The sequence below is a fragment of the Psychrobacter sp. TB67 genome, assembly GCF_000511065.1.
Classification (GTDB): Bacteria; Pseudomonadota; Gammaproteobacteria; order Pseudomonadales; family Moraxellaceae; genus Psychrobacter; species Psychrobacter okhotskensis.
Genome location: NZ_AYYA01000055.1, coordinates 278,848 through 297,156 on the forward strand (window position 1 = coordinate 278,848; position 18,309 = coordinate 297,156).

At 44.2% G+C, this 18,309-nt stretch carries 19 protein-coding genes; 10 read left to right on the forward strand and 9 right to left on the reverse strand.

What is annotated here, in order from left to right; translation table 11 throughout:
* Positions 1 to 23: 23 nt before the first annotated feature.
* A complete protein-coding gene (gene ubiA / locus W293_RS0110860; RefSeq protein ID WP_025652464.1) occupies positions 24 to 962 on the forward strand; it encodes a 4-hydroxybenzoate octaprenyltransferase in 939 nt (312 codons plus the stop codon).
* The gene (locus W293_RS0110865) at positions 955 to 1,632 is read left to right on the forward strand and encodes a DUF4112 domain-containing protein (protein ID WP_025652465.1); all 678 of its coding nucleotides are present in this window, start codon (positions 955 to 957) and stop codon (positions 1,630 to 1,632) included. The genes ubiA and W293_RS0110865 overlap by 8 nt, the downstream gene beginning before the upstream one ends.
* A 106-nt stretch (positions 1,633 to 1,738) precedes the next feature.
* Here W293_RS0110865 and W293_RS0110870 read toward each other — a convergent pair whose 3' ends face one another.
* The 3 genes from W293_RS0110870 to W293_RS0110880 form a co-directional block, all read right to left on the reverse strand.
* A complete protein-coding gene (locus tag W293_RS0110870) occupies positions 1,739 to 2,362 on the reverse strand; it encodes a hypothetical protein (protein WP_025652466.1) in 624 nt (207 codons plus the stop codon).
* Positions 2,363 to 2,442: 80 nt separating this feature from the next.
* Positions 2,443 to 2,880, reverse strand: a complete 438-nt coding sequence (locus W293_RS0110875; protein ID WP_025652467.1) for a secondary thiamine-phosphate synthase enzyme YjbQ — start codon at positions 2,878 to 2,880, stop codon at positions 2,443 to 2,445.
* A 9-nt stretch (positions 2,881 to 2,889) separates the two neighbouring features.
* On the reverse strand, positions 2,890 to 3,507 hold the full coding sequence (locus W293_RS0110880) for a hypothetical protein (RefSeq protein WP_025652468.1): 618 nt from the start codon (positions 3,505 to 3,507) through the stop codon (positions 2,890 to 2,892).
* Positions 3,508 to 3,692: 185 nt separating this feature from the next.
* On the opposite strand from W293_RS0110880, the gene yiaA reads away from it, so the two are divergent.
* Positions 3,693 to 4,259, forward strand: coding sequence for an inner membrane protein YiaA (yiaA, locus tag W293_RS16370; protein WP_025652469.1), 567 nt, complete (start codon positions 3,693 to 3,695; stop codon positions 4,257 to 4,259).
* 50 nt (positions 4,260 to 4,309) lie between these two features.
* Here yiaA and mnmD read toward each other — a convergent pair whose 3' ends face one another.
* From mnmD to ispZ, 4 genes are all read right to left on the reverse strand, one after another.
* Complete coding sequence (gene mnmD / locus W293_RS0110890; protein ID WP_025652470.1) at positions 4,310 to 6,355, reverse strand: tRNA (5-methylaminomethyl-2-thiouridine)(34)-methyltransferase MnmD; 2,046 nt, start codon at positions 6,353 to 6,355, stop codon at positions 4,310 to 4,312.
* Between the two features lie 335 nt (positions 6,356 to 6,690).
* Positions 6,691 to 7,146 carry a hypothetical protein gene (locus W293_RS0110900; protein ID WP_025652471.1) on the reverse strand — a complete coding sequence of 152 codons (456 nt, stop codon included), beginning with the start codon at positions 7,144 to 7,146 and terminating at the stop codon, positions 6,691 to 6,693.
* The gene (locus W293_RS0110905; protein WP_025652472.1) at positions 7,143 to 7,472 is read right to left on the reverse strand and encodes a YciI family protein; all 330 of its coding nucleotides are present in this window, start codon (positions 7,470 to 7,472) and stop codon (positions 7,143 to 7,145) included. Before W293_RS0110905 ends, W293_RS0110900 begins: the two co-directional genes overlap by 4 nt.
* A gap of 176 nt (positions 7,473 to 7,648) precedes the next feature.
* The gene (ispZ, locus tag W293_RS0110910) at positions 7,649 to 8,200 is read right to left on the reverse strand and encodes a septation protein IspZ (RefSeq protein ID WP_025652473.1); all 552 of its coding nucleotides are present in this window, start codon (positions 8,198 to 8,200) and stop codon (positions 7,649 to 7,651) included.
* A gap of 171 nt (positions 8,201 to 8,371) precedes the next feature.
* Between ispZ and W293_RS0110915 the strand changes: the two genes are divergently transcribed.
* Together W293_RS0110915 and W293_RS0110920 are read left to right on the forward strand one after the other, a co-directional pair.
* Entirely contained in the window at positions 8,372 to 9,253 is an 882-nt protein-coding gene (locus W293_RS0110915; RefSeq protein ID WP_025652474.1) for a PHP domain-containing protein, read from the forward strand.
* A 241-nt stretch (positions 9,254 to 9,494) separates the two neighbouring features.
* Entirely contained in the window at positions 9,495 to 10,940 is a 1,446-nt protein-coding gene (locus W293_RS0110920) for a sensor domain-containing diguanylate cyclase (RefSeq protein ID WP_198015444.1), read from the forward strand.
* Positions 10,941 to 10,958: 18 nt separating this feature from the next.
* Here W293_RS0110920 and truD read toward each other — a convergent pair whose 3' ends face one another.
* On the reverse strand, positions 10,959 to 12,185 hold the full coding sequence (gene truD, locus W293_RS0110925) for a tRNA pseudouridine(13) synthase TruD (RefSeq protein ID WP_025652476.1): 1,227 nt from the start codon (positions 12,183 to 12,185) through the stop codon (positions 10,959 to 10,961).
* A gap of 452 nt (positions 12,186 to 12,637) precedes the next feature.
* Here truD and W293_RS0110930 point away from each other — a divergent pair, with 452 nt between their 5' ends.
* Together W293_RS0110930 and W293_RS0110935 are read left to right on the forward strand one after the other, a co-directional pair.
* Positions 12,638 to 14,275, forward strand: a complete 1,638-nt coding sequence (locus W293_RS0110930) for an FAD-dependent oxidoreductase (RefSeq protein WP_025652477.1) — start codon at positions 12,638 to 12,640, stop codon at positions 14,273 to 14,275.
* Positions 14,276 to 14,368: 93 nt separating this feature from the next.
* Entirely contained in the window at positions 14,369 to 15,010 is a 642-nt protein-coding gene (locus tag W293_RS0110935) for a GNAT family N-acetyltransferase (RefSeq protein WP_037025398.1), read from the forward strand.
* A gap of 29 nt (positions 15,011 to 15,039) precedes the next feature.
* Here W293_RS0110935 and W293_RS0110940 read toward each other — a convergent pair whose 3' ends face one another.
* Positions 15,040 to 15,201, reverse strand: coding sequence for a hypothetical protein (locus tag W293_RS0110940; RefSeq protein ID WP_227502363.1), 162 nt, complete (start codon positions 15,199 to 15,201; stop codon positions 15,040 to 15,042).
* 427 nt (positions 15,202 to 15,628) lie between these two features.
* On the opposite strand from W293_RS0110940, the gene W293_RS0110945 reads away from it, so the two are divergent.
* The 3 genes from W293_RS0110945 to W293_RS0110955 form a co-directional block, all read left to right on the forward strand.
* On the forward strand, positions 15,629 to 15,997 hold the full coding sequence (locus W293_RS0110945) for a hypothetical protein (RefSeq protein ID WP_025652480.1): 369 nt from the start codon (positions 15,629 to 15,631) through the stop codon (positions 15,995 to 15,997).
* Positions 15,998 to 16,140: 143 nt separating this feature from the next.
* On the forward strand, positions 16,141 to 17,223 hold the full coding sequence (locus W293_RS16805; RefSeq protein ID WP_025652481.1) for an XAC2610-related protein: 1,083 nt from the start codon (positions 16,141 to 16,143) through the stop codon (positions 17,221 to 17,223).
* 92 nt (positions 17,224 to 17,315) lie between these two features.
* The coding region (locus W293_RS0110955) for an IS256 family transposase (protein ID WP_025650619.1) at positions 17,316 to 18,309 on the forward strand (994 nt) is incomplete at its 3' end.

Here is an 18,309-nt window from a genome sequence, read left to right on the forward strand (position 1 = left end):
GTATATTTAGAGGTAAGGGTTCTATGACCAACCATCACTCAGCTTTAAGTTTTAAAGAAAAGCTACACGCTTACCTGCAGCTGACGCGCTTTGATAAGCCCGTTGGTATTGAGCTGTTACTCTGGCCAACGCTATGGGGCGTGATGCTGGCTGCTATGGGTCAAGCGCAGCAGCAAGGGGCAACAGCAGGCTTGCCAAGCCTCAAGATATTTGTACTTTTTGCGCTAGGCGCGATTTTTATGCGGGCGGCAGGTTGCGCGATTAATGACTTTGCCGATCGCAAGGTCGATGGTTATGTCAGCCGCACCAAAGGGCGACCGCTTGCCGATGGGCGCTTGTCTGGCAAGGAAGCCATTGCGGCCTTTTTAGTACTGGTATCACTCAGTGCTGGTTTGCTATTTTTCCTGCCCGTTGAAGTGTTCTATTGGTCGCTTGGCGCTCTCATACTGGCCTTCATTTATCCATTTATGAAGCGTTTTACCCATTTGCCGCAAGTGTTTTTAGCTGCCGCTTTTGGTTGGGCGATACCGATGTCATATGTGGCGATACAGGGCGCACCTGATATCTGGGGTTGGCTGTTATTTATCGCTTATATGTGCTGGACAGTGGCCTATGATACCCAGTACGCCATGGCTGACCGTGAAGATGATTTAAAAATTGGGGTAAAATCAACGGCGATATTATTCGGTCGCTACGATGTGATTATTATCTCGCTGCTACAAACATTGTTTTTGCTGATCATGGGCATGGTTATGTGGCATTACTTCGCACCGACGACGTTAGGTGTCATACCCGTATTTGGTTTGGCACTAGTCGCAATGATGTTCGCCAAGCAAAACAGCGCTTGTGCCAGTCGTCAAGCTATGGCTTGTTTTCAGGCGTTTTTAGCCAACATATGGGTAGGGCGTTACGTCTTTGCTCTTATCGCCATCGCTTGTTTATGGACGACTTTTAATGGATAACTTCAAAAAGCTCTCAAAGTCAAAAGCGAAAAAGGGCGCTGATATTAATGCGCCAGTTATCGATTATCAGGCAAAGCTAGCCGCGCATGGCCTAACACGCGCACAAGTCATCGCGACCGAGCGTAAGCTGGCAAAATTTGCCAATACGATGGATTCGCTGGTACGTGTGCCTTTTACCAAGCAAGGCATGGGCGCTGATGCAGCGCTCTCGACCATTCCGCTGGCAGGAGATTTGGCTGGATTGGCTTTGACCAGCTATGCTTTTATATTAGGTCGGCAGTTGGGCGTCCCTGCGCATAAGATGACGCCAGCGGTTAGATTGGCACTGATTGATATGGTCGTGGGTATCGTACCGGGCATTGGCACGTTGCTTGATATCTTTATTCGTCCCAGTCGCAAAACCTTGACCATCGTCCATGAGCATCTACACGATGAGTATGGCATCACGGAAACGATGCATATGGATCGACCGTTTTTGCATCAGTCATTAGAAGATAAGCAGCAGCAAAGCCGCTTTGCTTTCTTTTGGCGTAATCCAGTCGTTGCATGGTTGTATCTACATATTCCCGATATGCTCGGCTTACTCGTCATTGTAGTGATTGGCTGGGGACTGTGGGCAATGATTGGCTGGCTGGTAAGTCTGTTTGGCAACACAACTGGCTTTGGTTAAAGCTCCACAAGCCTAAAAAAGGCGGCAAATATCTATAATATTTGCCGCCTTTTTTATTGCATGCTTTTTTAGTGTCTATTTATTAATGCTAGTTTTTTTGCCATCGTTATTCTGTAATGACTTCCGCTTCAGCACTGACCGCATCAAAGCTGGTAACTTTATTATTACGAATAAAATCAATACTACCACCACCCGCATGACTGACCAGCTGAATACTACCATCGCTTGAGCGGTAAGTCGGGTTATTGCCTTGACCCTCTGGCGCGCTTAGGGTCATTTTTGGTTTGTTGGGTAGGGTGACGATAGCATTGAGCACACCTGCTGCCGAGGTCTCAAAAACGACAGATAACGATTCACCTGCCGCGCTTTTATAGCGAACATCAGTGATTTGAGCGCCCTTAATGGCTTGCTCTGGATTGGGCGCAACAGCCGCGTTGTTTGCTGCGCTATCCGTTGGCTCAAGATCTTTCTCAAGCTCGTTTAAGCTGACATCTTGCGCTGAGTCTACAGTAGTCTCAGCGGCATTTGCCTCTCTATCCGTCACTTCAGGTACATTGATGTTAGAGGTCACAGGTGTCGTTTGGACTGCTGCATCAGTGGTGGTCCCGTTAACTGTCTCAGATTCTGATGACTTTTCACAAGCAGTGACTAAAAACATACTCAAAAAAATAACAGGCAGTACACGAAGATAGCGCGTAGGCTTGGCTGGCGTAAATAGATGGGTTTTCATAAGCAGATGACTATTGGTAAAGAGAGGGTTATTTAAGCACAGTAAAGGGTAAGGAACAATCTACCATTGGTGACCATTGATTAAGTATTGACGGTAATGATAATTTTGCGATTGCCACCATACGTTTCAAGATGGTCTCGATGTTCACATAAATAAATGCCTTGCCACGTTCCTAGTCCTAGCGCCCCATTTACCAGCGGCACAGTCAAACTTACGCCAAACAGCATGCTTTTAAAATGCGCTGGTAGGTCATCCGAACCTTCTAAGATGTGGCGATATTCCGGTTGATCGGCTGGGGCAATTTTATTCAGCCAGTCTTCGGTATCTAATCTGACATCCGGGTCAGCATTTTCGTTGATGGCTAGGCTTGCGGAGGTATGTTGTAAAAATAGATGCATCAACCCTGCTTTAGCCGAATTCGGTAAGAGCTGACTAATGGCCTCTTCAATCAGCGGCGTTATGATGTGAATGCCGCGCGCGTAGGCAGGAAGGGTTAGGGTGGTTTGTTGATAAGCCATTGGCAGGTCTCACTTTATTTTTAATATATCAGCTGTCGTTCCGCTCTCTTGATATACGTCATCCAAATAGCGACGGCTGGCAAGAAGCTTATCGACGACGCCACTTTGACTTTGGGTATTGAGCTTTTGTGCAAAGTCCAAAATAGAGCGCAATTGTTCCAATACCATGGTGTAGCTGGTCGCTGCTTTATCACTATCAATAATGACGGTTTTTGCATAGTTTGCATCAAGGCTGAGATAGTCATCAATCAATTCAGGAATCCGAGTTTCTATTAATTTATTGAGAGTAAATAATTGTGATTCGGTTATTTGCTGATGATGGGTGCCTTCATACTGTTGACCAATATCGTCCATGATTGCTCGAAAAGCGGACGGTACGCGCTCATCATACAGCCGTTTTATAAAAGGATGCTGCGATGAGAAGTTAATAACGGCAAGTCCATTCGCGACCTCACTTGTAGCCATTTTAGTATTATTCTCTAATGAGGCCTTGGTCGCGGACGCCAGATACTCGCGATGGCGCTGTGTTGAATCAATTTGCAACTGTCGAGACTTTTCTTTCATCACAAAGAATATCGGCACAATAAGGATCAGGCTTAGCAAAATCAGTAAACTAAAAAAAGACATGTTTAGACTCTGTCGTGATAAAAACGATGATGATAAGAGTATCGCTATATTTAAAATATTTCTATATTACAACATAACACATTTGTGCTATTTTACCTGAAGGTACAACACTAGTCGGCAAGTATTACTCTATTTATTAGCGATGCGATTAATAAATAATAATTGATAAGTAGTTAAGGATGATAATGGATAATGACACAATTACGAAAAGTCAGCTAGCGGCTTATAAGCCAACCATTGCTTATGTCGGTACTTCTTGGGCAGTGATGCTGGTAGGCGTATTGGCTTATCTGCTGGGATTATGGAATGCACAAAGTATGCTACTTAATGAGAAAGGCTACTACTTTGCCGTTTTGGCACTTGGGCTATATTCAGCGATTAGTCTACAAAAAACGATTCGTGATCGCGCTGAGGGTATTCCAACCACCAACTTATACTATTTAATAAGTTGGGCGGCGCTAGCGGTATCGATTTTTCTTATTGCCGTTGGGCTCATGAATGCAGGGGGTTTGAGCTTAAGTGAAAAAGGCTTTTATATGATGGCATTTACTATGAGTCTATTTGCAGCGGTGACGATTCAAAAAAACACTCGAGATGAAGCGCAAATTCGTACGCTTATTGCCCCAACGTTAAACGTAGATAGTGATAGTACGGCGCGAATATCTAATCAACACTCTAATACATCAGAGTCCGGCAAATCATTGTTTGGTGCGGTTAAGTCAAGAATGGACAGTAGTGATAAAGACAGCTAAACAAAATAGGTAAAAAGTATAGCTAAATTTGTTCGCTATGCTCAAATTGCTTAAATGAGCGGCGTCTGCAAGCGTGTACGATTTGGCGACAGGCGCGCAAGCATCGCTGTCGATAAGGGTGGAAACGACCCTAACATCATATCTGCCAAGGCCTCAGCGCATATGGGTGCCAGTGCATAACCCTTAGCACCCATCGCACTCATAAGCCACATCCGTTTGCTTTGGGCTAACTGTCCAACGATTGGATGATAATCAGGCGTTTGGGTGCGAATGCCCGCTCGTCCTTGCCAAAGCAAAGTATCTGATGGAATAATGGACGCGAGTTCAGGTATGGCAGTGATTAGTTTTTCACGGCTAATACTGTGTTCTTCATGACGAATATCCGTGGCTGTGTCATCGCGTATAAAGCTAGCCCCCAGTAATAAATGCGGTGCACCTGTTATTACCTTATTTAATTGTTCATCACCCGTTTGCCCGGTAAATGAGGCGCAGTAACCGCTATATTTCAAAGGTATTTTGGGTAGCTTCGCGTACTGCTCAGCGGTTGGGACAAACCACGAGAGCTGACCGCGAATTTTACGGCAATCAAAAATACGCTTGTCCAGCGTATGGCTTTCATAAGCTGCGCAAATGACGACATTATCAGCGGTAATAGAGAGCAAACCTTTATCTTGGTTAATGCCCTCAATACAAACATGCTCCTGCGCTTCGCTAATACTATTAACGTCTAATTGTTGAAAACGGATGAGCGGATGCATGAGTATGATATTTTTTAAAGCCTGCGGATTGACTAAGCCAGACTGGGGCAAATACAAGTTCTCTGATAAATTCTGCACTTTTAAGCCGCTCGCGTTTTGTGCCTGTTCACAGGAAAGTGTGGTTGCCATATCGTCAGGATAATCAGCGATTTGCTCTGTACCGATATTGGCTTTGATTAACAAATCAAGCGCGCCAGTTGGCTCAATTATCGGTGCTATGCCTTCTTTCTCAGCCCTGGTATTAAATAGGCGATAGAGCCGACTGCTGTAGAGATAGCCTATGCTATGCAGATGCTCGTCGACATGATGAAGCGGTGTCATTTTGGGCGCGAGTAGGGCGCGTGGATTGCCTGAGGCACCCGCCAAAGGTGCTGATTTGTCTAGTAAGCTGACTTGAATGCCGCGATTGGCCAGTGACCAAGCCGTTAGCAGCCCAGAGACGCCTGCACCAATAACGACGGTATGGCTCTGCTCACGCTCGCTAGGCAGCGCAGCATTACCATTTATACTATGGTTATCATCTGCGAGCTTAGGATCACTCATGACTGCCGTTAGCATTTCGCGTTTACGGCCAAAGCCCTTTACTTTTTTAATCTGAAAGCCGCACTCTTGCAATGCACGTTTGACGATACCGGCACAGCTATAGGTAGCGGCGGTAGTCATTGGTCGTGATAAACGCTGCATTTGTGCAAAGATAGCGTCAGCCCATAAGCTGCTATTGCAAGAAGGGGCAAAGCCGTCTAAAAACCAAGCATCGATGTAGGGCGTAGGCTTAAGGGATGTATCTACTGCTAATTTGCCCAAGCTATCGGCCGCATCGCCAAGCCATATATCAACGGTCAGATTATCCTCAAAAAACTTCAAACGATGACAGCCCGCGATAAGGGGTGGGTATGCCGTTAGTAGAGGCTCAATGAATTCGGTAAGCTCAGGCGCGCGCTGCCCCCACAAGGTGAGTATCTGCGTTAAATCTGCAAGGGGAATAGGATATTTTTCTGTCGTTATAAAATGCAGGCGAGCAGTGGCTAAGTGTGGCTGCTTATCACGCAGCTGTCGCCATAGTTGCCAAGTCGCTAAAAGATTCAGTCCTGTCCCAAAGCCTAACTCAGCGATTGTAAAGCATTGCTTTGGGGCAAGGTTTGCGAGGCGCGCGGGCAGTTGGTTGTGCGCTAAAAACACGTGGCGCGACTCTGCTAGACCATCGGCGTGTGAGAAGTAGACATCACCAAACTCGCCTGATACCGGCACTCTATTGCCCGTATCATCCGTTTGCCAATCGATGTTGGCAGGCGTAATAATATTGGGCTGTTCAGCATTTTTAATTTGAGCGTTAGACATGGCAAAGTTCTTAGGAGCGTTTTTAGCTATAGTGAGTGAGGAATAATATCGACACATCAGGCACTGCTGATATCCATTTTTCTTGCTTGCTGTGCCCGCGTAGACAGAGGCGACAAAAAATTGATATCAGCAATACCATCGCGTTTTAGAATAGTTTGACTATATGTCAACCATAATATCACGACAGCATCCACCTCACTGACCATACTCATGTATAGCTTGCACTCGGTTTCATTGTATTGATATTATTTTGGATTGACGATATATGGGAAGCATCAGAGAAATTTAAGTCCATCAAATGCCGTTAAGTGCCGTTAAGTATAGATATGCAGCTATTACCAGCGTTCACGGCGCACAAATACTAACCAAGACACAAAAATACCTACCAATAAGCTGATCAATACCGTGAACGCGCCATATAAAAACAGCTGACCTTTACTCTCATAAACCAACACATTGGCTTGGGTCTGCAAGTCATTGACCTGTCGTTGTAGTTGGGCATTGCGACTGAGCAGCTCTTGATTGGCAGCGTTTAGCGCCTTGTTGGAAGGTTGCAACTGTGCTGCCAAGGTATTATTAATATCAAGGCTTGAATTAGGATTCATTGCTGGCGTGGTAGCCGCTTGTCCATCTAACGGCGCTGTAGCTAACGGATCTGTCGTAGCGGTATTCACATTTGTGACCGTTGGCGCAGCGTACGCTGTCATTGCTGACATAGCCGTGATTAGCATGACGCTAGCAAGACTGCGTTGATAGTAGCGGTTTTTTGACCAGGATACGCACTGATTCACGATTTGACTACTTTGTCTGAGGCGCTATCATCTGGCTTGGGCAATGTATGGATAAAGGGTCTAATGTCGACGTGACTGTACACACCATCGCGAAGATAGGGCTCAGCGTTTGCCCATGTTTGTGCTGCCTCAAGTGAGTCAAAGTCAGCGATGATTAAGCTGCCTGACATCTCGCTTTTACCATGCTCAATAGGGGTCGGACCTGCGATAATTAACCGTTGTTCGCGGTCTAATGCTTGCAGACGCTCGACGTGCTCAGCACGGGTGATCTGCCGTTGTGCGCTGCTATTAGCAACGTCATGACCAATAATGGCGAATAAAGACATAATAATTCCTTAATAAACAGTAATAATAAACCGTACCATCGTTACTGATTAATCATTATCAATATTAGAATTTAGCAGTAATCAGTTATTATAAGATAATAAACTTGCATACCAAATGGCGAGTGTTGGACTATTCTTATGCTTACTTATCTAGCGACTATTTACCTAACCAGTGCTTATTTAGCCGCTTTATCGGTCAGCGCTGGATTGATATATTTTTTTAATACTGCAAACTGCGCGACCACGAACACCAACATAATGGGAATCCAGCCGTAAGTTTTGAAGTTAATCCAAGCCTCATCTGACATGGTAAATGCCGTGATATAATGTAGTACACCCATCATGGCAAAAAACAGCGCCCAAGCGACGGTTAGCTTCTTCCAACCACTGAGCGTAAGGGTAAAGACCTCTTTCATGGCCAACTGCATCAACGGCTTGTTAATAGCGGCACTGACAAATAACGTCAAGGCAAAGATGCCGTTAATAATCGGTGACTTCCAGCGCAAGTAAATGTCATCGCGTAGCAACAGCGTGCCGCCACAGAATACGATGGTCAATAATAAAACCACCCATTGCTGCTTATCAAATTTACCTTTTTGGCGAATAAAGTGAATAGCATAGACAACAATCGTGGCAATCAGTAAAGCGCCTGCTGCCGCCAAAATACCTTGGGTACGGGCGACAATAAAAAAAGCAATTAAGGGAATAAAGTCTAATAGGGCTTTCATAGCGTGTGGCATGTCCAACAAAACGTATAGGGTAGTTTACACGTCTACTGCACCAAAAAAAAGCAATCAACACGATAATCGTTTTATATGACCTGCCTTTGCCATTTTCTTGCATTTTATTGATACCATACTCATGAGCATTACCATATTCAAAACCTTAAGGCTATTTTTATGAAAATCGATTTACATTGTCACAGTACTTGCTCTGATGGCACCTATGCGCCAACGGAAGTGGTGCAGCGTGCTCATGCGGCTGGTGTCGATGTATTGGCATTGACAGACCACGATACCCTAGCCGGCATCGATGAGGCGAGGGCAACCGCCACGGGCTACGGCATGACGCTTATTAACGGCGTTGAAATCAGCTGTGAACATACGCTGAGCGGTGGTTATGGCAAAAACAAATCTACCAACAAGATCATTCATGTGCTGGGATTGGATTTTACCGATTTTGATAAAATGCACGCAACATTGCAGCAATTACAAGACAGTCGTGCGACTCGTGGTCAGCGTATCGCCGAAAAGCTCAGTACGCTGCTAGAGATTGATTTTGATACGCTATGGCAAGCGATACTGGATAAAGCTGGCGGCAATCCACAAGCGGTTGGACGCGCGCATATTGGTCAAGTGCTGTTTGAGCGCGGTGACGTAAAGACGGTACAAAAAGCCTTTGATAAGTATTTGGCGGACAATAAACCCGCTTATGTGGCAATCGAGGCATTGACGATGCAGCATGGGATTGAGCTGATCCATGCCTGCGGCGGCAAAGCAGTCCTAGCGCACCCAACGCGCTATCAGCTCTCGGCGACACGAGTACGTAAGCTTATCGAAGAGTTCGCTCAGTTGGGCGGCGATGCTTGTGAGCTGCCTGCCAATAGTGAGCCGATTAGTACTCGTAGAATGGTGGATCGCAGCATAGCCGAGCACCAGCTCGTTACCTCGATAGGGAGTGACTTCCATGGTAGTAATATGCCGTGGCGACGTATAGGTGATGTACCGGTATTGCACCCTGAACAGCAAGGCATTTGGCAGTCTTTTGCGACTTTGTCTTAATTTAAAAGCCGTTATAAATAATCGATAAGTATGATTCAACTACTTGATCAACAAATGATTATTTTTTAAACTGAACCCTCATTTTATGAGGATATACCCTAGTATATTAGCCAGTACAGCAACGCTATAAATAAAGTAAAAATTATCAGACTAAACGCGCTATTCAGAGTAAGCTTAAGGCAAAGAGAACTGTTTTTTAATTTGAGCTTACTAACTTTATACTACCTGCGGTAGCCCAATTATGGCTGTAAAGATATCTCATCTAGGCTATAAAAGACTCTCCCGAGTTATTTTTGAATGGCAGGCGGCCGATAGGGCGTCGCTGCTGGCCTTATTTGTGGTGATAGAAGTCTCCACCCATTGGCTGTGGTGCTTGATGGTTTGGTGCTTTCGAGATGCGCTCGATGATTATGTCAATATCCATCTGTTATACCCATTATGGTTGGGAGTGACAGTAATGGGGTTGTTTTCTTGGTGGCTGGTCGGCTACTTATCTCGTACTAGAAACAACTGTAAAGACTTGGATAAATGGCAAATTATGTTAATTGTGCCTTATACCCTTTACATTGCCGTGGTCGTCGTGATGATGGGCTATAGTAGCTTGTTCGCAGGCGTGTCATTGGTCGGTGGTGCAGTGCTTAGCATGATGTTAATTAAACGCCAGTACGTTTGGTATATGTTTTTGACGCAAATTGCACTGGTTTTGTTGGCTATTATTTCGCCTTATTCTGGTATTCTTTTGCCTAATCTGCGCCAACTGACTATTGCCTATCCGATGATCGATACTTTTAGCTATCTAAGCTATAACGAAATTATGGTTATCGAAAATGCTATTGCCGCCTCCTTGTACAAGAATGAAGCATTAGGTTGGGAGGGCTTTGATCAGATACAACGCTCCTCTACCTTTTTTTGGCGTTTGACCCACATATATTTGGCGCTTCCTAAAGCTATTTTTATTGTCTACGCCTTTCGCATGCTGCTCCTCATCTTAGACGATAGTAAAAGAGAAATCGTAAAGCATGCCACTCAAGATGAGCTGACTACTCTATATAATCGTCGATATAGTCTGACGCAAATGCAGCAAACACTAGATGCATTGCCTGATAATCAGGACTATAGTGTTATTTTGCTTGATTTAGATTTTTTTAAAGACATTAATGATAATTATGGTCATCAAGTAGGGGATCAAGTATTACGCGAAGTGGCATCAATACTAAAGAATACATTAGATTTAGACAGCGTCAGCCGTTATGGTGGTGAAGAATTTTTGATTATACTGCCTGATACGGCTCATAAAGAAGCGATGGCTATCGCTGAGACCCTGCGAGATAATATTAGTAGTCATGTGGTACAAACCTGTAATAAGCCAAGTTTTCAAGTCACCGCCAGTCTAGGGTTATATACGTTTAGCGCGGCAGAACGAGATCGTATTAAGCAAGAATTTGCAGAGGCGACAACGCAGGTAACCCCTCAAAATCGTCATACAGTACCGTTATTTAGGTTGAGAAGTACCAAAACAGTGCAGGCGACAGAGGCACAACTTTTACCGGATCGCGTTTGTCAATGCCTCATCAACCTAGCTGATGAAGCTCTCTATGTAGCCAAAGCACGTAATCGCAATCAGGTCGTAAGCGCTAATGAGCTGATTGACGTACAGGCTATGACGCGGCCGAGTTATCAGGTTTAAGCGGTCTTTATAATCGTTTTAAGCGCTCTGTAAGTTCTGTACTAGACTTGCCAATACGCTAGTGGCAAAGCTTCCTGTAGTTAGGGTGAAATCTAACACCAAAGTCTGCTCATCCATCCAGCGCCATGTTAATGCTTCTATCGGCAAACGTAGCGCTCGCCTTTGCGCTTTAATTTCACGTTGCTCCAGACCTGTTGCCAGTTGTAATAATAAAACACTGTGCTGAACGGTATCGTTTTCGATGTCAGCCGCTGCGCTGGTCACCTTGTCGTTGCTTGTACCCCACATCACTGCGGTTGGATGAATATCGCCACTAGCAAGGCGCGCGCGTAATGTATCGTCCAGCTGCTCAGCGGCAAATATAGATCCTGATCCATCAAGATTGAACACTTCTCCTGTCAGTCCAGTATTCCAGCTACCATCACGCACTCGCGCTGCAAGTATCTCATTAAATATCAGGCTACGAGCAGCGGAGAACTCCATAGAGTTTTGCTCTCGCGGCGCACGTTTACGTTTGCTCTTTTTTGGCTGCGGTCGGCTCTCTGGCGTTGAACGAGCAAATAACGTCAAGGCTTCTCTAATATTATTACCATTCCATCCAAAACGCTGCGGGCCAAAATAATTGGGCACGCCCGTGGTACTTATATTGGTTAAATGCTGCTCTACAGATGACTTATCGTCACTTGCCAATTCAATATCACGCAAGGTGATGATAAATTGATTGGCCCTATGCGTACCACGATTGAGCTTTTTATTATGCCAGTGTTGGGCGAGGATAATGACCGACTCGTTGTCGCTAATATCTATCGGCACAAACTCAGACTCTGGCAATTGCTTTTTTGGTATTCGTAGGCTAAACCACTGCGTCGTCAGCGCATGACGGTCTTTGAGTCCTGAGTAACCGACATCACGCAATGGAATCTCTGCCCACTCTGACAGTAATTTAGCCAGATAGGCCGTATTTATCCCTGACTTCTCTATATGTAGCCATAGATGCTCACCCTCGCCTGTAAACTCTAACGGCAATATTTCATTGACGACGAAATCTGTATTATGTGTCTTGTAAGTCGCTTGTTTGATAGGTGGCAAGTTTGGCTGTGGTAATTGCGCAGTATCCGTCGCGGCTTCGATATCGACACTAGTGATATCAAGCTGTTCATTATTAGATGGCTTACTGTCTGAGTCAGGTTGAGAAGTAGAATTAACGGTCATTTCGTTCTGGTTGTCTTGATTTTGAGAAGTCATAAAGTTATCTTTTATTTTAATGATAGGTTTTAGATTGGGAGAGTAAAGCGACGTATTAAAGACTAGCAAAAGGATTCGGAAGGTTAGTGAAGGTTAAAAAGTTACGTTTTGCAACGCAGTAAACATACAAATAAACAGCGTACGCTAACTGGGCTTGCTACTATCAATGAATCTGCTTTTTTAAATATAGTAATTCTTAGGGCGTGTCCTCATTTTAAAAATGGTGATAAAAATGAGATAAATTGCAGTCAAACAAGGAAAATAGCGCAGATAATATCGGGATATTAACCAGCTATTTAACGATGTTTGGCAAAATTTAGCCATTTTTAGCCCGTTTAGATATGATCAATTGAATTGAGGACACGCCCTAGTAAACCTGTATTTTTTAAAGTGTATCGAATATCTCAAACGCGTTTTATTCAGTAAACAATTATAACTGTTAAGGATGACCTATGAGCCAAGTTAGTGATAACCAAGCCAATAATAAAATCGCTGCCAAAAATCTAGTGACTATTAATAAGTCTGACATCCCAAGTGGCGGCATGAAGTCATATAAACAAGATGATGATAGTATCATTTTAATCACCCGTGATGAGGATGAGTTTTTTGCTTTTGATGGCAAATGCCCTCATGTTGGTGCAGATCTCGGTGACGGTATGCGCTGTGGCAATCGCGTGGTCTGTCCTTGGCACCATGGCAGTTTTGACAGTCGCGATGGCTCGCTCTTAGAGCCTGTTGCTATGCGCGGCCTGACTCAATATGAGCTGACAGATGAGGGCGATAGCCTAATTGTCAATCCCTCAGCGAAGATAGATAATAGTGTTGCTAATGATAAAATGACAGATACGCATACCATTATTGTTGGTGGCGGTGGCGCAGGCTTTATGACCGCCAATCAGTTGCGTCATACAGGTTATGGCGGCAAGATTACCTTAATCAGTAAAGATGATACAGCCCCTTACAACCGTCCTTTATTATCCAAAGCATTTTTGGCAGGGCAACTAAGTGCAGATAAGTTATTGCTTGGCGGTAGCGATTGGGCAAGCAACAATAATATTGAGCTACGCTTAAACCAGACCGTGAGCGAAGTATTGCCTAATGAGTGCACCATCGTCATAACCGACGAAAAAGGCAATAGTGAGCAGCACACAGCAGACTTCTTAGTCGTCGCGACAGGTGCTGAGCCTAAGATACCACCTTTTAAAGGCGCTGAGCTGGATGGTGTCTATACGCTACGCAGTATGGATGATGCCAAAGACATCAAGGCCGCCAGTGATAATAAGCATGTGGTCATCGTTGGTACGGGTTTTATTGGGATGGAAGTGGCTTCCGCCTTGGCAGATGCGGGCACGACTGCCTCTATTACTATCGTTGGTCGCAGCCGCCGCGTCATGAGTAATATCGTCTCAGAAACAGTGAGTCATGCGCTCATCAAACTTCATGAAGAAAAAGGGGTGACTTTCGCATTTGGCGCGGGTGTTGATAAAATCACTGGAGAAGGTAGTAAAGTCAGCGGCGTAAAACTGTCAGATGGCAGTACGCTGGCAGCAGAGGTGGTCATTTTAGGTACAGGTGTCGCCCCACGTACCGAGCTATTAAATGAGGTAAACGCGCCAGATGGCGTGCAAGTGGATGAGCATCTACAACTGCGTGATGGCGTCTATGCGCTCGGTGATATTGCTAAAGCGACCAACCAAATGGGGCGTATGCGTATTGAGCATTGGCGGGTGGCGCTACAACACGGCATCGTGACCGCTGCCGCTATCTTAAATCAAGACGATGTCAACTCGCTAGAAGAGCGTATTCCTTTCTTTTGGACGGCACAATACGGCAAAAGTCTGCGTTATAGTGGACACGCGGCGACGCCTGATAACAACATCTTGTTTGGTTCGCCAGATACGCTTGATTATATTGAGTATTATTTTGACGATGATGGAGAAGACACGCGCGCGAGTGCAGCCAGTACGTTAGGACGTGATAAGGAATTAGTCGCCTTTTCTGAATTACTGCGCCGTGGTCATGCACCAACACGCGCACAAATCAATGCAGGGTTTAACCTTATCGAACAAGCGCAGGCGTTATCGCGCTAGCATTTAGAAGGTTTTAAGGTTTACTATAAAGGCTGGCCTATTGATTTGGGTCAGCCTTTTATATTATGTTGATGGAAAAGGAAAACCAATTTTATGAATAAAAACCACTTGAATAGCACATCAGTATTTTTACGCCAAGCAGAAACCGATGATATTGAGGCACTGGAACAACTGCTAAATCGCTGCTATCGGCAGACGGAAGGCTGGACCAATGAAGCAGATTTGGTCGGTGGTATCCGTATTACTCAAGCTGAGCTGGCGAGCATCATCGCCAATCCAAAACACTATCTGTTCGTGTACCCAAAAACCATAACGGGCGAACGCGATGGAGAGGAGACTGGTGAGCTATTGGGTTGTATTGCGGTCGATATAAAAGTTAATGCTGATACAAATAAGAGTGACCTTAATAGCACTGACAGTAAGAATAAAGCGTATATCGGCATGTTTGCGGTACATCCACAGCTGCAAGGGCAGGGCGTGGGTAATATAATTCTACAAGCGGCAGAGACTTTCGCAGGAAGACATTTGTCATCAAGTGATCAGCAAAATAATCAGCAGCCAAGTCGTCTGACCATGTCTATATTGAGCCATCGCCCTGAGCTATTGGCTTATTATCAGCGCCGTGGCTATCAGCTAAACGGTAATAAAATGCCGTTTCCAGACGATGGTAATAATGGCGAGCCCAAACGTCAGGACTTAGAGTTATTAGAACTGGAGAAAATTGTTAACGCATAAAAGTGGGTTTTATCCATCTCAAACTTGAGCTAACCCCAAAAATGCCCAAAGGTCATAAACAAGCCAATACTTAGCAGAATAAATGCCACGATAATTAAACGCTTAAACCAGTTGAAAGCAGGCAAGCGCGTGGCATTGTCATCAGACATTAAGTAAGCAAACAGGCATAATAAGCTTGCTGCTAATGTCATAATCCCTAAGCCTATGGGTAATATATAAAGGTAGATTTGCCACACAGCCATCTCGCAACTATTATTGATACTATCATCATAACAGCATCGATAATGGACTGTCTGTATGCGGCATACTTTAATCTTTCCATCTTATCGAAATGTATAATGAGTGAAAAGTAATATCGATAAATCGTGCACTGCTCATATCAATTTTTCTTGCTTGCTGTGCCTGTACAGACAGAGGCTACAAGAAATCAATATCAGCAATAGCGTCGCATTTTTAGCCCATTTAGATGACTATCGAGTGAATTGAAGACACGCCCTAGGATATTTTGACTATAAAAACCACTCACGAATAAAATTGACTTTATTTTCTAAAATTAAGTTGGGTTTATAGAAAGGAATCTGTATAATTAAGCAACATTATAGATACATTGAGAACGATATGAAAAACCTAAAAAAACTCGCGCTGATACTACTTCTCACGCCATTATTCGCGGCTTGCTCTAGTGGTCCTTCTGAAAGCGATGTAGAGGCACTTATCCAAGCTCAGTATGATAAGGCCAACAGTATGATGGATGATGCTATGGCAAATGCGGGCAATGATGAGATGGCAAAAGCTGTGAGCGGCATGATGGAAGGGATGATGCCAACGCTTGAAAAAGTAGAAAACGTAAGCTGCGATACTACCGAAGGTGACAACACTTATTTGTGCACTGCTGACGTCACGCAAACGATTGGTGGTAAAAGCCGTACAGATAGTGGTACCTTTAAAGTTAATGATGTTAATGGCACTTGGGTATTGACTCAATAGCGGCTTATAAAGCTGTTAAAAGTAATGATATAAACAGGGCGCTTAAGTAGCGCCTTTTTTTGTACTTAACAATAGCTGATGAGTGGTTTATATTGTTCTATAAGACCTATGATAATAAAAAATAAGCGAATAAGGATTATCCGATGACTAGCAATATTCTATCTAAAGGCTTGTTTAAAAGAGGATTCAGAGCAACGACGATAATGACCGGTGCGCTTGTTTTTATGTCAACATTGCCAGCTTTGGCTCAAACCTCAAATCAGCACTATCAGATTCAGGATTTTTCTGACGATTACTATGCGGTTATTCAGACTAGCGCCGATGAGGATAGTGAAGAAAACACTAGTATAAATATTATAGATGCCAAAACCAAGCAAACCCTTATCAGCCAGCCAACTGATATTGATATAGAGTATGAGCTGAGCAATAGTGAAGCGTACCAACTAGGCAACAAGGTTAGCGCTAATATTGCCAATAGGCATTATGGCGAACATAGCGTACTCATATACGATGACTTTAATTTTGATAATAAAAAAGACTTGGCACTGCAAGATGGTCGCTACGGCTGTTACGGCGGGCCTTCTTATCAGGTTTATCTCAAGCAAGGGAGCAGGTTCGTGCTTAGCGAAGGTTTTACTGAACTAGCGCAAGGCTATTGCGGATTTTTTGGCATAGATAAAGACAGTAAAACCTTAAACACGATGACTAAGAGTGGCGCAGCATGGCATCAGTTTAAAGAGTTTAAGGTCATCAATAATAAGCCAGTAGCGGTGCGTATTATTGAGGAAGAATATAACTCAAGAAGCCTGCTATCTATTACTGAAAGCAAAAGGGTCAATGGCAAAATGAAGGTCGAGAATTATGAAATGCTACCGCAATATGATGATCAGAATGCAGCGGGCACACTACCTTATATTTATACCCTTATTATAGATAATGGCAAAAAACTGGTGATTGATAGTCAGTATAAAGATGGCAGCGAGCAATTATATTATGCTTTTGCAAATAAAGAAGACAGAATTGAGCTGCTTTATGAAGGACAGTTTGACTATGATAAAACAACGAAGACACTGAGCTTCACCAACAGACCTGTGCTCTATAAAATCAATAACCAAGGCATCACGGTAAAGCTACCTAACCAGACAGTGCTGTTAAAGTCGCAACCTAATAGTGTGCAAGGCAATTTGGATGAAGTTACTCATTTCAAAAATGTAAGGGTGAGATAAAGAATATCGAAATAATTCGTTAAAGTGAGAGATAGTGGGAGTTTCCTAAAAACTGTGTAACTGCTTATAATCCCATAACAGGAGAATAAGCAATGACCAAGCAAACTGACATTAAGAAACTGGCCGAGCAGATGGCTAGTAGTATGAACAGCTTCGATGACATCAAAGACTTCCAAAAGCAGCTCATGCAATCGTTTATTGATACCGCCCTAGAAGCTGAGATGGAAGACCATCTTGGCTACCCTAAGCATGAGAAAGCAGATAAGCCAAATAAACGCAATGGGCATACTAAAAAGACCGTCCGCAGTGACACAGGCGATCTTGAGATATCCACCCCAAGAGACCGTGATGGCGACTTTGAACCTGCTTTAGTACGTAAGCATCAAACCCGTATTAGCGGCCTTGATGACAAGATCATATTCCTTTACGCCAAGGGTCAAACCACCACTGAGATTGTAGAGAGTATCAAAGAGCTCTACGATGTCGACATCTCAAGCACCCTGGTTTCAAGAGTCACTGACAACATCTTAGAGGACATCACCGCTTGGCAGAACCGGCCGTTAAGCAGTGTCTATCCTATCGTCTATCTAGACTGTATTGTCGTGAAGATACGTCAAGATAAACAGATTATCAACAAGGCTATCTATCTGGCACTAGGTGTGGGACTTAATGGTAAAAAAGAGCTGCTTGGTATGTGGCTATCAGAGAATGAGGGCGCTAAGTTCTGGCTGGGTGTACTCACTGAACTACAAAACCGCGGGGTGCAAGATATCCTCATTGCCTGTGTCGATGGTTTAAAGGGCTTCCCTGATGCCATCAATACCGTTTATCCCAACGCTCAGGTTCAGCTGTGTATCGTACACATGGTGCGCTATTCGATGAAGTTTGTACCTTGGACAAATAAAAAGGCAGTAGCGGCTGATCTAAAGGCTATCTACGGCGCTGATACGCTTGAGATAGCAGAGGCTAACCTTGAACACTTTGATGAGGTATGGGGCACTGAGTACCCGCATGTGGTTAAGTCTTGGCGCAATAACTGGGAGGGCTTAACGGTGTTCTTTAATTACCCTAAAGACATCAGAAAAG

Excerpts from the sequence above, each read along its gene's own strand:
- mnmD (WP_025652470.1), bottom strand. The coding sequence starts at position 6,355 with ATGTCTAACGCTCAAATTAAAAATGCTGAACAGCCCAATATTATTACG.
- W293_RS0110865 (WP_025652465.1), top strand. The coding sequence starts at position 955 with ATGGATAACTTCAAAAAGCTCTCAAAGTCAAAAGCGAAAAAGGGCGCT.
- W293_RS0110930 (WP_025652477.1), top strand. The coding sequence starts at position 12,638 with ATGAGCCAAGTTAGTGATAACCAAGCCAATAATAAAATCGCTGCCAAA.
- W293_RS0110905 (WP_025652472.1), bottom strand. The coding sequence starts at position 7,472 with ATGTCTTTATTCGCCATTATTGGTCATGACGTTGCTAATAGCAGCGCA.
- ispZ (WP_025652473.1), bottom strand. The coding sequence starts at position 8,200 with ATGAAAGCCCTATTAGACTTTATTCCCTTAATTGCTTTTTTTATTGTC.
- yiaA (WP_025652469.1), top strand. The coding sequence starts at position 3,693 with ATGGATAATGACACAATTACGAAAAGTCAGCTAGCGGCTTATAAGCCA.
- W293_RS16805 (WP_025652481.1), top strand. The coding sequence starts at position 16,141 with ATGACTAGCAATATTCTATCTAAAGGCTTGTTTAAAAGAGGATTCAGA.
- W293_RS0110945 (WP_025652480.1), top strand. The coding sequence starts at position 15,629 with ATGAAAAACCTAAAAAAACTCGCGCTGATACTACTTCTCACGCCATTA.
- W293_RS0110940 (WP_227502363.1), bottom strand. The coding sequence starts at position 15,201 with ATGACATTAGCAGCAAGCTTATTATGCCTGTTTGCTTACTTAATGTCT.
- W293_RS0110915 (WP_025652474.1), top strand. The coding sequence starts at position 8,372 with ATGAAAATCGATTTACATTGTCACAGTACTTGCTCTGATGGCACCTAT.
- W293_RS0110920 (WP_198015444.1), top strand. The coding sequence starts at position 9,495 with ATGGCTGTAAAGATATCTCATCTAGGCTATAAAAGACTCTCCCGAGTT.
- W293_RS0110875 (WP_025652467.1), bottom strand. The coding sequence starts at position 2,880 with ATGGCTTATCAACAAACCACCCTAACCCTTCCTGCCTACGCGCGCGGC.
- W293_RS0110935 (WP_037025398.1), top strand. The coding sequence starts at position 14,369 with ATGAATAAAAACCACTTGAATAGCACATCAGTATTTTTACGCCAAGCA.
- truD (WP_025652476.1), bottom strand. The coding sequence starts at position 12,185 with ATGACTTCTCAAAATCAAGACAACCAGAACGAAATGACCGTTAATTCT.
- ubiA (WP_025652464.1), top strand. The coding sequence starts at position 24 with ATGACCAACCATCACTCAGCTTTAAGTTTTAAAGAAAAGCTACACGCT.
- W293_RS0110880 (WP_025652468.1), bottom strand. The coding sequence starts at position 3,507 with ATGTCTTTTTTTAGTTTACTGATTTTGCTAAGCCTGATCCTTATTGTG.
- W293_RS0110870 (WP_025652466.1), bottom strand. The coding sequence starts at position 2,362 with ATGAAAACCCATCTATTTACGCCAGCCAAGCCTACGCGCTATCTTCGT.